The sequence below is a fragment of the Herbaspirillum sp. UBA812 genome (genome assembly GCF_002296545.1).
GTDB lineage: Bacteria > Pseudomonadota > Gammaproteobacteria > Burkholderiales > Burkholderiaceae_D > Herbaspirillum > Herbaspirillum huttiense.
Genome location: NZ_DBIC01000018.1, coordinates 1 through 477, shown reverse-complemented (window position 1 = coordinate 477; position 477 = coordinate 1). Strand labels below are relative to the sequence as shown.

Sequence of the window (477 nt, the reverse complement as noted above, 5' to 3'; positions counted from 1 at the left end):
GTCCTTGGTGGCCTGGCGCTGGGCATCATCGAAGTAGGCGGGCACGGTGATGACGGCACCCACCAGGTCGTCGCCCAGGGCATCTTCAGCGGTCTGGCGCAGTGTGGCCAGGATCTGGGCCGAGACTTCCACCGGGCTCTTCACGCCGGCCACGGTCTTGATCTGCACCATGCCAGGCTGGTCCTGGAAGTCATAGGGCATGTTCTCGGCGTGGGCAATGTCCTTGAGGCCACGGCCCATGAAGCGCTTGACCGAGACGATGGTATTGCGCGGATCGATGGTCTGCGCGGCCTGCGCCTTGTAGCCGATGTTGGCATGGCCGTTGGGCAGGTAGCGCACGATCGAGGGCAGCAGCACGCGGCCGTCATCATCGGCCAGGACTTCGGGAATGCTGTTGCGTACGGTCGCCACCAGCGAATTGGTGGTGCCCAGGTCGATGCCGACGGCCAGACGACGCTGGTGTGGCGCGGTGGACAT

1 protein-coding gene is annotated in these 477 nt (G+C 65.0%); it reads right to left on the bottom strand.

Annotated features, from left to right (window positions below; all coding sequences use genetic code 11):
- The coding region (locus tag B3873_RS00920; RefSeq protein WP_286863595.1) for an Hsp70 family protein at positions 1 to 477 on the bottom strand (477 nt) is incomplete at both ends.